The 15937-nt window shown below is 37.9% G+C and carries 12 protein-coding genes; 4 read left to right on the plus strand and 8 right to left on the minus strand.

Annotation, left to right across the window (positions count from 1 at the left end):
• Window positions 1–15: 15 nt before the first annotated feature.
• The 4 genes from IEV74_RS04775 to IEV74_RS04790 all read right to left on the minus strand — a co-directional run bounded on the left by IEV74_RS04775 (window position 16) and on the right by IEV74_RS04790 (window position 5963).
• Window positions 16–2364 (minus strand): glycoside hydrolase family 31 protein, encoded by a 2349-nt coding sequence (locus IEV74_RS04775; RefSeq protein WP_188454196.1) that lies wholly within the window; start codon window positions 2362–2364, stop codon window positions 16–18.
• Window positions 2365–2404: 40 nt separating this feature from the next.
• Window positions 2405–3247, minus strand: a complete 843-nt coding sequence (locus IEV74_RS04780) for a sugar ABC transporter permease (protein WP_188454197.1) — start codon at window positions 3245–3247, stop codon at window positions 2405–2407.
• Window position 3248: 1 nt separating this feature from the next.
• The gene (locus IEV74_RS04785; RefSeq protein WP_188454198.1) at window positions 3249–4529 is read right to left on the minus strand and encodes a carbohydrate ABC transporter permease; all 1281 of its coding nucleotides are present in this window, start codon (window positions 4527–4529) and stop codon (window positions 3249–3251) included.
• Window positions 4530–4694: 165 nt separating this feature from the next.
• Complete coding sequence (locus IEV74_RS04790; RefSeq protein ID WP_188454199.1) at window positions 4695–5963, minus strand: extracellular solute-binding protein; 1269 nt, start codon at window positions 5961–5963, stop codon at window positions 4695–4697.
• A 221-nt stretch (window positions 5964–6184) separates the two neighbouring features.
• Here IEV74_RS04790 and IEV74_RS19860 point away from each other — a divergent pair, with 221 nt between their 5' ends.
• Both IEV74_RS19860 and IEV74_RS04795 read left to right on the plus strand, forming a co-directional pair.
• Entirely contained in the window at window positions 6185–6319 is a 135-nt protein-coding gene (locus tag IEV74_RS19860; RefSeq protein ID WP_268233831.1) for a hypothetical protein, read from the plus strand.
• A gap of 107 nt (window positions 6320–6426) precedes the next feature.
• Complete coding sequence (locus IEV74_RS04795) at window positions 6427–7380, plus strand: ROK family glucokinase (RefSeq protein ID WP_188454200.1); 954 nt, start codon at window positions 6427–6429, stop codon at window positions 7378–7380.
• Window positions 7381–7423: 43 nt separating this feature from the next.
• Here the strand turns inward: IEV74_RS04795 and IEV74_RS04800 are convergent, their stop codons facing one another.
• Window positions 7424–7873: a flavodoxin gene (locus IEV74_RS04800; RefSeq protein WP_188454201.1), complete on the minus strand. Its 450-nt coding sequence runs from the start codon at window positions 7871–7873 to the stop codon at window positions 7424–7426.
• Between the two features lie 353 nt (window positions 7874–8226).
• Here IEV74_RS04800 and IEV74_RS04805 point away from each other — a divergent pair, with 353 nt between their 5' ends.
• Window positions 8227–8373: a hypothetical protein gene (locus IEV74_RS04805; RefSeq protein ID WP_188454202.1), complete on the plus strand. Its 147-nt coding sequence runs from the start codon at window positions 8227–8229 to the stop codon at window positions 8371–8373.
• Window positions 8374–8553: 180 nt separating this feature from the next.
• On the opposite strand, the gene IEV74_RS04810 is transcribed toward IEV74_RS04805, so the two are convergent.
• Window positions 8554–9351 (minus strand): MBL fold metallo-hydrolase, encoded by a 798-nt coding sequence (locus IEV74_RS04810; protein ID WP_188454203.1) that lies wholly within the window; start codon window positions 9349–9351, stop codon window positions 8554–8556.
• 266 nt (window positions 9352–9617) lie between these two features.
• On the opposite strand from IEV74_RS04810, the gene IEV74_RS04815 reads away from it, so the two are divergent.
• Window positions 9618–10850 (plus strand): dicarboxylate/amino acid:cation symporter, encoded by a 1233-nt coding sequence (locus IEV74_RS04815; protein WP_188454204.1) that lies wholly within the window; start codon window positions 9618–9620, stop codon window positions 10848–10850.
• A 115-nt stretch (window positions 10851–10965) separates the two neighbouring features.
• Here IEV74_RS04815 and IEV74_RS04820 read toward each other — a convergent pair whose 3' ends face one another.
• A complete protein-coding gene (locus IEV74_RS04820; protein WP_188454205.1) occupies window positions 10966–12432 on the minus strand; it encodes a Na+/H+ antiporter NhaC family protein in 1467 nt (488 codons plus the stop codon).
• Window positions 12433–12746: 314 nt separating this feature from the next.
• A complete protein-coding gene (locus tag IEV74_RS04825; protein WP_188454206.1) occupies window positions 12747–15905 on the minus strand; it encodes an efflux RND transporter permease subunit in 3159 nt (1052 codons plus the stop codon).
• Window positions 15906–15937 lie beyond the last annotated feature (32 nt).

Genomic DNA, 15937 nt, shown 5'->3' on the forward strand with positions numbered 1-15937 from the left:
TCACCCTCTACATTTTTATTTTTCTAAAGAAATAATTTGTTTTTTAGTATTACCATTTATTGTAACAGTTTGTCCATCCTTTAACCCATGAATCCTAATCTGCAGCTGTTTATAGCTAGGCACATAATTACCATTTTGAGTTAATACTTTTACAGCAACAGTATCATGCGAAGTAATTACTTCCATATCCAGTAAAACAAACTCACCATTTTCATATGCAAATGTTTCCCCGTCATCATCATAATACGTAAAACGATACGATTCGTCTATATTTTCTGCAAAAATATCGATAGTTACCTGACTAGATGTTTTGTCCATATTGGATGTCCAATCCCCGCGTACAATTGCAGTTCCGTTTTTAACAAACACAGGTAAATGTTCAATTTCGGCATGAACTAAATGTGTCTTTTCACCTTCATACACATCTCCATTAGCAAGATCCACCCATTCTCCAGCGGGCAAATATACTGCACGATCCGTTACAGAAGGTGCCAATATCGGAGCCACAATAACATTATCACCTATCATAAATTGATCGTTTATGTTATATGTTTTCGGATCATTTGGATATTCCATCAATAATGGACGCATAACAGGTAAACCCGTCTTGCTTGCTTGATAAAATAATGAATACAGCTGCGGCATCCACTCGTAACGCATTTGAATATACTTTTTCATAATTGCTTCATATTGCTCGCCAAACTGCCATGGCTCCTGATAGTGCGTTCCAATAGCCGAGTGATTACGGAAATATGGTGTAAACGCACCAACCTGTGTCCAGCGTGTTAACAATTCAGCATTTGTATCATGAGCAAACCCACCAACATCAGGGCCAGTAAACGGTACTCCTGACAACCCTAAATTCATGACCATTGGCAGTGACATCTGCAAATGCTCCCAAAAGCTGCGATTATCACCAGTCCAGACAGATGCATAGCGCTGCACACCTGCATACCCTGCACGTGTTAGCAAAAATGGCCGCTTGCCGTTTAGCTGCTCTTTCATTCCTTCATAAGTTGCTTTCCCCATCATCAATCCATAAATATTGTGCAGCTCACGATGGGTAGTTGGCTTTCCGTCATTTTGATGCAATACAGAAACGTCCATTGTTTTCGTTTCATTGAAAACAGCTGGTTCGTTCATATCATTCCAAATACCTTCAATACCGAGTTCAGTGTAAAATGCATGTTTGTCGCCCCACCATTTACGAACCTTTTCATCTGTAAAATCAGGAAAAGCACTTGTGCCAGGCCAAACATCGCCAAAATAAATGTCTCCTTCAATATATTTACAAAATTGATCCTGGTTAACACCTTCCTGATAAATTGGATATTCTGAATTCTTTTTTACACCGGGATCCACTATTGGAACAATTCGAATACCCATCTCGCGCAAATCTTTGATTAACTTTTTTGGATTTGGAAATTTTTCTTTATCGAACGTAAACACACGATACCCATTCATGTAATGGATGTCGAGGTGAATTACATCTACTGGAATATCACGATCAACAAAATTTTTCGCAAGCTGACGTACTTCAGTCTCCGATTCATAGCTGTACCTGGATTGATGGTAGCCAATCGCCCATTTTGGAGGTAAAGGCATTCGTCCAGTAAGGTGTGTATACTGCTCCAGGACTTCTTTCGGTGTTGGTCCAGCCATAACATAATAGTCAAGCTGCCCGCCCTCCGCCTGAAACGAATAGTAATCCGATTCCGATTTCATATCAAATATCGTTCGAAACGTATTATCAAAAAACACACCATGTGCACGGCCATTTCGCAGTGTCATGAAATATGGTATCGATTCATATAATGGGTCTGTTTCGGGATTATGTGGTGCATACACATCGGTGTTCCACATTTCATATTTCTCTCCGCGTTTATCAAGAAAACCGGATTTTTCACCGAACCCATAAAAGTGATCGTCTGGGTGCATTGTTGTAAATGTAATTACTTCACCAGAAGATTTTATTCCAATTCCTCTGTCACCATCATTGAGCAGAATATTTCCATCGTTATCCTGTATTTTCACATGAAATGGCATTTGTAAAATTTCTACTTCTACTTCACTCGTACGCAATACAATTTTGTCTTCTATTCTTTTTTCCGAAATAGCTAAATCCTCTTTAGCAGCGATTACAGCCTTTGACAAATCATATTGAGGAAGCCCCTTTGGGTTCATCACGATACGTACAATGGACGTTGTAAAAAACTGTACCCCAACTGTTCCATTCTCGCAATGAAATAAATATGTCCCATCTGCCGACTGATAATCCATAACATTCCCGATACGTTGATACGTTATGGATGCTGCATGTTTTTCTTTTCCTGGATGTATTGCAAAGCTCGTATCCTCTAACATCTATTTCTCTCCTTCTCTTTCGCTTTATTTAATAAACTCCCTATCCTTTTATTCCACCTGCTGTTAAACCAGACACGAAGTATTTTTGTAAAGACAAGAACAGGATGGCGATTGGAATTGCGATTAAAATACTGCCTGCTGCAAATAAGGTGAATTCACTTCCATACTGCCGTGCTACCAACTCATACAACCCAACTGCGAGTGTATACTGCTCTGGTTGTCTTAATAAAACTTTAGCCAAGATAAAATCGGTGAATGGTGTAATAAAAGAAAATACTGCTACTACCGCAATCATCGGTTTGGCAAGCGGCATTACAATTTGCCAGAAGATCCGAAAATGACCAGCACCATCCATTCTGGCGCTCTCATCCAATTCTTTCGGTATCGAATCCAGATACCCTTTCATCAGCCACGTATTCATCGGTATTGCCCCGCCAATGTAAATTAGGATTAAACCAAGGTGTGTATTTACTAATCCTGTCACATTTGCCAATACGAAAATAGCTATTAGTGCAGCAAAATTCGGTATCATTTGCAGGATCAAAAATGCCTGCAAACCATTTTTTCTGCCGACAAATCGATATCTGGAAAATGAATAAGCCATTAAACTAATCGTGATAACAGAAGCAACCATCGAAATGATACATACTTTCAACGTATTCCAATACCAAACTAAATAAAGACTTTTATCCGTATCAAAAATATGTTTATAATGCTCCCATGTAGGATTCTTTGGAATAATGCTAAAGGTTGAAAGACTAGTACCTGGAGTCAGAGATGCACCAAATACCCAAATAATCGGATAAATGATAACAACTGCCATAATAGCAATTACAAAATAGGTTCCTGTCAATCTGAGTATCTTCGTTTTTTTCATATCCATATTACATCATATCCTCTTCTTGGAATGACCTTGTGCGTCTAAATTGCCAGATTGCTATAATAATAACAATCGCTGACATAATCATGGTAATTGCGGCTGCCATACCGTATTGCTGTGTCGTCATCGTTAAATTGTATATCCACGAAATCAATATGTCTGATCCACCAGCATTCTGACCTGGCATTGCCGGTCCGCCACTATTAAACAGGTAAATCACATTAAAGTTATTAAAATTAAACGTGTATTGAGTAATTAATATTGGTGCGATCGAAAACATTATTAACGGGAATGTGATTTGCTTAAACTTTTGCATCGCACTTGCCCCGTCAACAGTAGCAGCTTCATATAATTCATTTGGAATGGCCTGCAGAACTCCGGTAACCATTACAAAGATAAACGGAAATCCTAACCAGGTTTGAATCATTATTAACGCAATTCTTGTCCATAAAGCCTCGGTCATCCATGGGATTGCATCAATTCCTAATGCATCCATAATAACTGTATTAATAGCCCCGAATGATTCGTTAAACATTCCGGAAAAAATCAAAATAGAAACAAATGCCGGAACTGCCCATGGTAAAATAAGTAATGTACGGATAATCGCTTTTCCTTTTAAATCTTTTTGATTCACCAAAATCGCTAAGAATATTCCAAGAGCTATTTGTAATGTAGTGGCACCAAATGTCCAAATAACTGTCCAGGCAAACACACTGATAAACGTTTCACGCCAAACATCTAATGTAAATAAGTTTGCAAAATTATCAATACCTACCCAGTCTGATAATTGCGCTGGCCACGTATGGTACAGGTCGTAATTAGTGAATGCCAGCAAGAGTACAAATATAATCGGTAAAATTACGACAAATAACATTAGAAAAAATCCAGGTGTTAGCATTAGATATGGAAATCCGCTGTCAATTAAATTTCGATATTGTCCGCTTATCGTATTTAGTTGCTGCCCCATATCCCGTTTTTGCCCATTTTTATATGCATCACGCAAGTTAATAAACATAAAAATAGCAGCTAGCAAAAGCAGTATGATAGAAATAATTCCATACACCATTAAAAAAATAGAATTATCACGAGGCACCTGCTCACCAAGTGTTACAATCCCCCATATACCAATATCAATGAAGTCCCAAAAAGCAACTAAAAAAGAAACAGCTACGATGAAAAATAGTGTCCCCTTAAGCAGCTGACGATTATAAAATTGCCCAAATCCCGGAATGACCGATAATATGGCGGCGATTTTTCTATGGTTTGATTGATATACATTATTCATTGAAAGAGACTCCTCTGTTTAAGACGTTACAGTTCAGAAACGAAAAGCAAGGATCGATAGTGAGAACTCGGTGATTATTTTACCTTAATCCATCATTGACTCACACGCTCCTTTAACAAAATGCAGGCAGTATCTTTGTTTAAAAGATACCGCCTCCTGTTCTGTTTAATTAGCCCCGCCGTGATTCGTTTCAATATTTTGTTTAATCAGTTCAACTGATTGATCTAAGGCTGCTTTTGGTTCCGCTTTTCCAGTTACAACAGTTTGTACCGCTTCAGCCATTGGATCCCAAACTACAGCCATTTCCGGTACAGCAGGCATTGGAACAGCATTTTCCGATTGTTCCATTACAGCAGCGGCTCCTTCATTTTCGCTGACCCATTGTTCGTCTTCAATTAAGGATACCAATGGTGGAATTTCACCTGTTAATTCATAACGTTTTTTTGCATTTTCTTCATTCGTGATAAATTCTACAAACTTCTGTGCCCAATCTTTATTTTCACTAAAGTTAGTAACAAACCAGCCTTTTACACCCATGAATGTACCGACATTTTCGCCATTTGGCAGCTTCGGCATTGGTGCAATTCCCAGGTTAATTCCAGCATCCTGATAATCTTTAAATGCCCAAGGACCATTTTGAACTGCAAAGGCTTTCCCCTCTTTAAACAATGCATTCATTTGGTCATTTGATTTCTCCCCAATGATACCGCTCGGGAATAATCCTTCTTCATACCACTTATTAATGTATTCCATTGCTTCTACGCCCTGTTCGTTATTCAAACCGATATCCATCACATCATCACCGAATACATAACTTCCAAAACCATGGAAAATACCATGACTATGATAGAAATCATCCCAGATTGCTAGAAATCCGTAATTACCATCTTCTGCTGCTTCTTTTGATAATTCGTATACTTCTTTCATAGATTCAGGGACTTCTGGCAGAAGATCCTTGTTATAAATAAATACAGGTGTTTCTGTCGCTTTTGGCAAACCGTATAGCTTGCCTTCATATGTTAATGCATCAATTGATGAGTCTGTATATTGGCTAAGAGCATCATCATTTACTTCAATTGGTGAGATATACCCTTTAACAACAGATGGGCCAACACCATCATGTGACATTGTAACAACATCCGGCGCATTGTCTGTATTTCCATCTAATGCTAGATTTTCTTGCATTTTTGTGATGTTATATTCTACATATTCAATTTTGATACCATATTCTTCTTCAAACTTTGCTGCAGCATCTTCCAATGCAACACCTTTGTCCTGATCTTCCCAAACAATAAGTTTTTCAGGTTTCTCAGTTTTTTCTGTGTCGCCTTCAGCTTTTTCTGCTGTTGCGTCCCCACTGTCATCTGGACCGCAAGCAGCCATTATGCTAATAATCAGCGCAAAAACAAAAAATAATCCAAATACTTTTTTCATGTAAGACCACCCTTTACTTTTAATAGTTAAATCTGTGAAAACGATTGCGCAAATTCTATTTTTTATTATACACATCAATTTAATTAATGCAAGCGATTTCATTAATATTTTTTTCGTGTATAATAGATAAATATAGAACATATTGCTATTCAGCCAATAGCATATTAATTTTTTGCGCAAACGATTGTACTTTGTTTATTAGTTTTTAGAAAGAAGATATTATGAATAAAAAATGGTGGAAAGAAAGTGTCATTTATCAAATTTACCCTAGAAGCTTTTATGACATCAACGTAATTATTGAGAAACTGAATTATTTGCAGGAGCTGGACGCAGCTTACCATGTCCTAGCTGAATAGCGCAAAATTTTATACTTCTTTTACTTATTAAAATAAATAATTCTTCCATCCCAAATTATATTTGGTAAAATAAATACAATGATGTGTTAAAAGGGAGTGATTACTTAATGGAAGACATTATCGTCGGGGTTGATATTGGTGGAACAACTAGTAAAATTGGTCTAATAAATAAGCGTGGGGCTATCTTACATAAATGGGAAGTTCCAACACCAAAATCAGAAAACGGGATTTCTATCATACGAGATATTTGGAATTCTGTTCAAAAAAAGCTAAAATCTCTTTCATATAATAGAATATTAGGGGTGGGAGCAGGTGCACCTGGTTTTATTGATGGAAGTACCGGGCTAGTTTATGAAGCTGTGAACATCGGCTGGAAAAGTTTCCAATTAAAAGAACAATTTGAAGCCATTGCTGACGTCCCGGTTTTTGTTGAAAATGACGCTAACATTGCCGCTCTTGGGGAAAACTGGAAAGGTGCTGGTAATCAGTCTGAAAATTTAATTGCCATTACAATAGGAACGGGGGTTGGCGGCGGCATTATAGCAAAAGGTAATATATTAAATGGCGTAAATGGTACCGCTGGTGAGCTTGGCCATATTACCGTAGACCCTAACGGCTATCACTGTAACTGCGGAAAGAAAGGATGCTTGGAAACAATCGCCTCTGCAACGGGAATTGTACGGCAAGCGATGGAACAAATAAAGAAAGATCCTTCTAGTAAACTAGCAGTCTTTTCTAAGCAAAATGGTACATTGACGGCTAAAGATGTGTTCGTTTTAGCCGATGAAGGTGACCCAATTAGTCAATCTATAATTGAGCATACAGGTGATGTTCTCGGATTTGCCATTGCTAACCTAGCAACCGTCATCAATCCTTCCAAGGTTCTTATTGGCGGGGGCGTTTCCAAAGCCGGTGATCAATTAATATCAGTTATTGAAACAGCATTTATTAAATATGCCTTACCACGAGTAAGTGAGGTTTGCGAACTTAAAGTTGCCCAGCTTGGTAATGATGCAGGTATTATTGGGGCTGCATACTTAGTCCAGCAGCATACAACATAAACTTAAATAGGGTTCGCATTAGGTGTGAACCCTATTAAAGTCACTAGTTAATTTTCCCCAAAAACCCTTCCGCAAATTCCCTCAAGCGCTCAATATCTTTTTTATCCGGCTCAAGGTCTACCTTCAGCCCTTTATCATATAACATTCCTCCACGATCCTTCACCTTTGCTGCCATTGTATCAATCGCTCCGCCAAAACTATCATAAAATGAATCACATGATCCAAAAACTCCTATCATTTTGCCCGTCAGCTCTATATCATCCAATTCTTCATAGAAGTCTTCCACTTCATAAGGCAAATCTCCTTCATCATAAGTGTACGTACCAATTAAAATCCCATCGTAATTCAACAATTCGTCAATCTGAATAGGGTCAAAATCGAATGACTTTTTGACAATTTCATGATTCTTCCCTTTTATATAATCAAAAATAACATCAGCCATAATTTCTGTATTTCCTGACATGCTTGCATAGATCATTAATATCTTTATCATCAGCCTTACACCCTTTCAAAAAAGCTAGCTTACTCTCATCATATTCTAATTGAGAATGATTTTCAATTATATACTAAATTATCTACAAAATTGTCATTTATATTATGACAAACTGCTGACACTTTTTAAAAGGCTGGTTACCATACTCATTATGCAGAGATAAGTACATCTAAAAATAATGGACATATATATATGCATATAAAAGACAAAGCTTCGACTAGTTTACCGTTCCTAGAATAAACTATTTTCCACGCTTTTAGTTAGTGCAAAATTTAAGAAAACTAGATATAATTAATGTAACAGTACTATTTACATGGAGATAGTACATTTCGATTCACAAAGGAGCAAACAATATGACTAAGGTCAAAATGAATGTTCAGACTGCTTATCATGGCGAATTGCTGCGGGCAGGGAAAGAATATGAGGTCGATGATTCTACTGCAAAACGCTGGAATGCAAGTAAAATAGCTGTAATCTTAAATAGCGAAGATAGGAATTAAAAATGGACTTTCCCATAATTGGGACAGCCCATTTTTTTTCGTCATCTTCACCAAAAGCGGCCAAATATCGAATCAATAATTTGATTAATGAGTGATTCTTTATTCTTTCCAGCCACCTCTTCACCGAGGGTATCATTTAACACATTCATCAACAATCAGCCTTTCAAAGCTGATGTTGCATCAATTCAGTCCATCGCGATAACAGGACCTGACGAGATTACGGCGCGAAAATGCCCCAAAGGATGCTGTTTCCAATTTCACTTGATTCGGAAACAGCTTTTTAATAATGGACCGGTCATTGCAACCTAGCTTATGCAGTCTAATTACTTCTTTTTTTGTACGCTGTAAATATTGCAATTTACGATTCATCATTTCTTTTCCGTTCGTAACAATCCCCTCATGTCCGCAAAATAAAGTTTGATAATCTAACTTATTTAATTGTTCAATCGAATCTATATAGGAGGATATGGATTCCTCCTTTAGAAATACCTTTGGATAAGGCGTAATGTATAAATCTCCCGTAAATAACCATCCATTGTACGGTTCAAATAAACACACGTGATCAAATGTGTGTCCAGGGGTATCTATTGGGTAAAATTGATATCTGGGGGTCTCCACCACTTTTGGATATGGTCTGCCATTAAATGCTAAGCGCGGTCCGGAAAAAAGGGTGCGATACCATGGAAGACTTGCATTTTTATGTGCAATTGGAACCATTTTCTCATGGCATAAAATTTCAGCCGAAACATGTTTATCAATCCATCTGGCTAATCCAGCGTGATCCTCGTGGTGATGCGTAATCGCTGCATAACGAATGTCCCACTCCTTAAATACAGGCAAAAGATTACGCTTTTGAATGCTTGGACCCGTATCAACAAGAATTCCATCGATAAAATATAAATAAACATTCATTATCGGGAAAACTGGATTAACAGTAATTTTAACAATGTCTATATCATCATACCGAAACCGCTCCATCTATGTACCACCCCATTTATATATAGTTAACAACAAAAGAAAGAAAAATACCGTTTCCACATATGTATTAATACGATAAACACTAAAATTGAGTCCTAAGCAACTTTCAAATATCACTAACTTTCTGTATAATAATTAGATATCTATCACAATTTAATAGAGTTTTATCCTCATTCCATTTCATCTATAGCAATATAAAATGGACTATTCAGTAGTACGTTCAGATTCCCTACTGACCAAAAAATCAACTAGAAAGGAACTACTATATGAACCTTACAAAAAAAATTATTATTGCCCTCTTGCTTGGGGTACTTGCAGGGATCATTTTAACCTTTGCCCCAGGGGATGTATTTTCTGCCATTGATAACTATGCATTAAATCCGATTGGACAAATATTTTTAAATTTAATTATGATGCTTGTTGTTCCGATTGTATTCATATCTATTGTACTTGGAACTGCTGGATTGGGCGAACCAGCAAAATTAGGTAAAATCGGAATGCAAACGATATCCTTTTTCCTTGTAACAACAGCAATTGCTCTTGTAATTGGTGTAGGATTAGCCTATCTGCTTGAGCCCGGAACAGCGGGTGTATTTGACACAAATAATGCGGAATATAAAGAGGATTCTGCTCCACCAATTATGGAAACCATTATTAATATCATTCCCGAAAATCCAATTGATTCCATGGCTACTGGTGACATGCTGCAAATTATTGCATTTGCAGTTTTCATCGGTATAGCACTCGCAGTTTTAGGTGAAAAAACCGCCGGAATTTATCGTTTATTTGAACAGGCAAATGAAATATTCATGTATCTCGTAAATGCTATTATGAAAACTGCCCCATATGGTGCATTTGCCCTGATAGCATCGGCAATTGGCGGTGCTGGCCTTGATGCTATTGGCTCAATGGCAATGTACATGATTACTGTTATATTAGGATTAATCCTTCATGGCGCAATTACGTACAGCTTGGCAATATGGGCTCTTGGAAAGGCTAATCCTCTGAAATTTTATAAAGGGTTCTTTCCCGCTATGTCAGTGGGATTCAGCACTTCCAGTTCCAGTGCAACATTACCTATTTCAATGAAAACTGCTCAAGAAAACCTTGGGATAAAAAAATCAATAAGCAGTTTTGTTCAGCCGCTTGGTGCAACGATTAATATGGATGGAACGGCGATTATGCAAGCAGTTGCTGCAGTATTTATTGCACAAGTATATGCTATTCCATTAGAATTCACTGATATAATCATGATTATTTTAACCGCAACGTTAGCAAGTATTGGTACAGCGGGAGTACCTGGCGTAGGGCTCATCATGCTTGCAATGGTATTAAAGCAAATTGGACTGCCTGTTGAGGGAATCGCACTGATCATTGGTGTAGATCGTTTATTAGATATGCTGCGTACTTCATTAAACATAACAGGTGATGCAACATGTGCCTATATTATTTCTGAAAATGAAAAACGGAAAGAAAAAGACACTCAACTTACATCTTAATAGCAGTAAAAGACACGTTTATCATATAAAACGTGTCTTTTCTTATAAATAAAAAGGCTGCTGATCTATTCCAAAAGGTATGATCAACAGCCAAAAATACTATTTTAAAACTACTCTATTCCTTTGGCGGCTCCTTGAGCTCTTCTCCATTTTTACCTTCATATCTCAATCCCCAGCTGGTAAGTGCAGCTATTAACATAACAATTACTAAGAACCAGCCCTGAAATACAAATGGGAATACATCTGTAGGATCGACTATTGGCAGCCAATCATATTGTTTATCTTTCATCATTTTGATTGTCGACCAGCCTAATAACACTGGTGCTCCCCACGGGAAAATGTAACCGAGGGCCGACGTTACCGCATCAAGCATATTTGCTCTACGGTAACGGTGAATCTTATATTTTTCGCCAAGTTCTTTAACAAATGGTGCTGCTGCAATTTCTGCTGCTGTGTTAATAGTAATGGCACTGTTTAAGAGCGCAACAATTGACCAAATAGCAAGTTCGGCACGACGAATAGAATTTTTAATCCATTTTACCAATCCCTTGGTAATTGCGTCCATTGTTCCGCCAAGACGCATTATATGTGCCCCTGCAACAATTAGCAGGATTAGAATTGCCATATTCATATATCCTGCTACACCGTCAATTAAGGCACCCTCTACAATTGCGTCTGAGTCTGGATTAAAGGTGATAATTTCATTAAAATCTGCTAAACCCAAAAACACAATCAGTGGAATTGCAGATAGTATTCCCCATGTCAATGATGTAAGTAAATGGTGTCCAGACAGCGCCAGAATAAGTACAATGGCAAACGGAACCAGCATTATTAACCCCGTTGGACTTGTGTTTTCCATCATCGCCTCTTGTCCAGCTTGCGTTGTACCGCCTCCTCCAAAAATAGCAAACAAGATAACTGCAGGTACAGCAGCAACGATTGAATACTTTACACGGGAGCGTACAACACCTGGAACATCTGCATCCTGCGTTGTTGCTGAAACAATTGTGGTATCCGATACAGGTGCCAAATTATCCCCAAATACCGCACCAGCCAGGATCGCTGCAAAAAGCATTACAGGTTCTGCTCCAACTGCAATTCCTGCTGGATACATTAACGTACAGAACGCCACAGTCGTACCATAACCTGTTCCAACAGCAGTAGAAAAAGTGGATGCTAACAGGAAGGTTAATGCTACGAATAAACCTCCTTCAAGACCAGTCACGGAACCTATCCACACAAGGCCTTCCACTAATCCGCCAACCTGAAGCACACTTGCGAACATGCCTGCAAAAAACCATGCGACCATCGCAATAACCCCAACAGGTTGTGCTAATCCATCAAACAACCCTTGTGCATAATCTTCCCATTTACTTTTACAAAAAAATAAACCAAGTGCCAAACCTATAATCGCACCCATAACTAGTCCAATTTCAGATGACATTTGAAGCACACTCGTTGAAATCGCCCATATAACAAAAAACACCAAAGGTACAGCTGCACCAAATGCCCCGATACGAAAGTCAAGTCTATCAATTTGTTTCGTTCCTGTTGCACGTGCTAAATCTTCCTTGTCTGACATTATTGCCCTCCTTGCTGTTCTTGAAATATACTTCCTTTTTAACTATGTAAAATTTCTTTTTCTAGCTTATCATAAATTGTGATGGTTATGAATATAACAATTTAATCAAAAACTCTAAAGATGTATAAATAGATCTTTAGTCATATATTGTGTTTATATATTTTTGTCACCAGTATAGTCTGTGTATAATTTCGTTTAATTATAAGGGTATAATTTGATTCGTAGAGAGTTTTACCACGTAACACAATAAATGGAATTAACCAAAAAAGAAGACCTCCTGCCCTAACAGAAGATCTTCTATCCTGGAATACTATTTATCCGTTACTATTTGCTATTTTCTTTTTCCGAAACTTAGCAAAAGTCTCGTAAACTATTGGAACAATTACAAGTGTTAATAAAGTAGAACTTGTTAGCCCGCCAATTACGGTAACACCTAATCCTTTGGAAATAAGTCCTCCACCTTCAGCCCCAATTGCCAGCGGGATCAATGCCCCTATAGTAGCTAGAGCAGTCATTAAAATTGGACGTAAACGAACAGATCCCGCTTCAAGAAGTGCTTCTCTAGTAGAAAGTCCTTCTTTTTCTTTATGGATTACACGATCAATCAGCACAATAGCATTCGTGACAACAATACCAATTAGCATTAATGCACCTATCATCGCTGATACACTTAATGGTTCATTTGCTATCCAGAGTGCAACTAAACCACCAATGATTGAGAATGGCAGTGAAAACAGAATTGCTAATGGTGCTAAAGCTCCACCAAATGTCACCACAAGTACAAAGTAAACTATTGCAATTGCAGCTAGCATTGCAAGACCAAGCTGTGTAAATGATTCGTTAATTTGTTCCGTCACACCACCGAACTCAGCTTTCACTCCGCTAGGCAATGTAAGTTCATTTACTTCATTCTCTATATCAGCCGATACTCCTGCAGCATCATTGCCCGATACTTTAGCTGTAATAGATGCGTACATTTTACCTTGTCTGCGTTGAATTGTATCAGGAGATTTTCCTTCTTCCACTTCCATTACATCTTCAATGGCAACAGTTGTACCCAATGGAGTTTCAATCTCCGTATTTTTTACGTCATCAATACTGTCATATGCTTGTTTTTCAATTTCTACATATACGTTCAGTTCTTCTCCTTCATTTTTCACCGTTGTAAGTACTGGAGATTCACCTTTGTCACTTAAATTCATACCGATTTGTCCTGCAGTCAATCCGTACTTACTTAATTTCTCTTGATCAGCAACAAGCGTATATTGATCATATGATTCTGAAATGCTTGATTCAACATCTTCTAATGCACCATGATTTTGCATAATTGGCATCATTTTTTCAACTGAACTTTGGATGTCCTTCATATTGTCACCATAAACAAACAGCTGTAATTCATTCGCACCCATGCTGGCAAAATCGATTGTTCCCCATTCACCTGCATCCGTATTTTCGTTAAGCTTATCAACAACCTCTTTACCTTCACCGCTGAAGTTTGCAAAATCACTATCGTACTCCATAAAGAATAGTGCAGAATTGTCACTGCCACCCATCATTCCACTCATAGGACTGCCGCCGCCTAATGAGTATTGATAGGTAGTTACACCTTCACGATTACTAATAAATTCTTCGGCATCAAGAGCAATCTCCTCTACTTCTTCTCTCGTTTGCCCTGGTTCCGGACTATACGTTGCAACTACCATTTTCTGTTCCTCATTTGGTAAAAAGCTAACGCCAATTAATGGAACTAGAAGAAAGCTCAATACCAAGACGATGACAGACCCGCCAAAGGTAATAATTTTATGGTTTAATGCCCAATTTAAGACTCCTTTATAAAACTGAGCCAATTTCCCTGGTTTTTCATCATGTTTTACTTTTTTTGTCTTTCCTTTAATTCCTTTATTAAACATAGAATGTGCTAGCATAGGAACAATTGTTACTGCAACAATCAGAGATGCAGAAAGTGCAAAGACAACCGCTAGTGCAAACGGTAAAAACATTTCTCCTACTTGACCACCAACTAATCCTAATGGCAAGAACACTGCGATCGTAACGATGGTAGAAGAGGAAATCGGAACAAACATTTCACGTGTTGCTTCACGTACCAGATCTTTGCCTTGAAGCTTCTCCCCGGTGAGAGCCAATCGCCTGTATATATTCTCAATAACAACGATGGAGTCATCAATAACGCGTCCAATGGCAACAGTCAGCGCACCTAGTGTCATAATATTTAGCGTTATATCCATTTGGTTTAGTAAAAATATTGCCATCAAGAGTGATAGCGGAATGGAAACAATTGAAATAAGTGTTGTTTTAAAACTTCTTAAAAACAGTAAAATTATAACCACTGCAAATAAAGCACCAAATAAAGCTTTACTCAGCATCGTTTCTACAGATTTCTCAATTGGTTCGCCCTGGTCCAGCGTAGTAGTAATGGATAATCCATACTCATCTTCTAAATCAGCAATAGAATCCTTAACACTGTTGACAACCTCTACCGTATTTGCATCAGCGGCTTTAACGATCTGAATGCCAATAGACTCTTCGCCATTTGTTCTGGAGATCGATTCAGCTTTTTTGACAACTTTGATATCGGCAAGGTCATCTAATTGAACTGTTGGCATTTCCATAGATCCCTGTGTTTGCTGATTCACCTTTCCCTTTTGAGCAGACTGATCCTGTGCTTGCTTTGAAGTCGCACCTTGTTGGGAGCTCCGATCGTTTTGTTTTGGCACAGCGGGGATCTCCAGTGCTTTTAAATCTTCCAACGTTTCAATATTTCCGTCTATGATTAAGTTTTTTAACTCATCATCAAAATTCGTTAATCCTAATGGAAAGGATACATCCGAACCTTGTATTAATTGTTTAATCGTTTCTTGTGTTAATCCATACTTAGTCAATTTATCTTCATCAAAATTAATGTTAACTTCCTGTACTTGCTGACCCGTCATCTGGACATCTGCAAGCCCTTCAATTCCTTCTAATTCAGGTAAAACATTATCTTCTACTACTGTAGTTAAATGCTCCAAAGAATGATCCGCATCACTGACACTCAATGCCAGTACGGGAAATGCATTTAGACTTAACCGGGATATTTTAGGTTTCTCTACACCTTCGGGAAATGTTACATCCGACAATGCATTCTCTACCTCATCAACTGCTTCGTCCATGTCCTTATCAAAATTATATTGTATTTGAACAGACGATGAATTGGCAAAAGAAGAGGAATTAACGATATCAACACCATCTAAATTCTCAATTCTTTGCTCAATTGGTTCTGTAACTTCCTCGGCAACCTCATTCGGTGCAGCTCCAGGGTAAACGGTCATTACCGACACATTTGGTACTGTTATATCAGGCATTGTCTCCTGCTTCATATTTAAACCAGAATACAGACCTGCTGCAACGACCATAATAGTCAAAATCCATATCGCAAATTTGTTATTCATCGAAAAATCTATAATCTTTTTCAACTTCCACACCCCTCATTTTACCTCTTATGACC

Origin of the sequence: Virgibacillus oceani, assembly GCF_014638995.1 — a bacterium.
GTDB lineage: Bacteria > Bacillota > Bacilli > Bacillales > Amphibacillaceae > Virgibacillus_E > Virgibacillus_E oceani.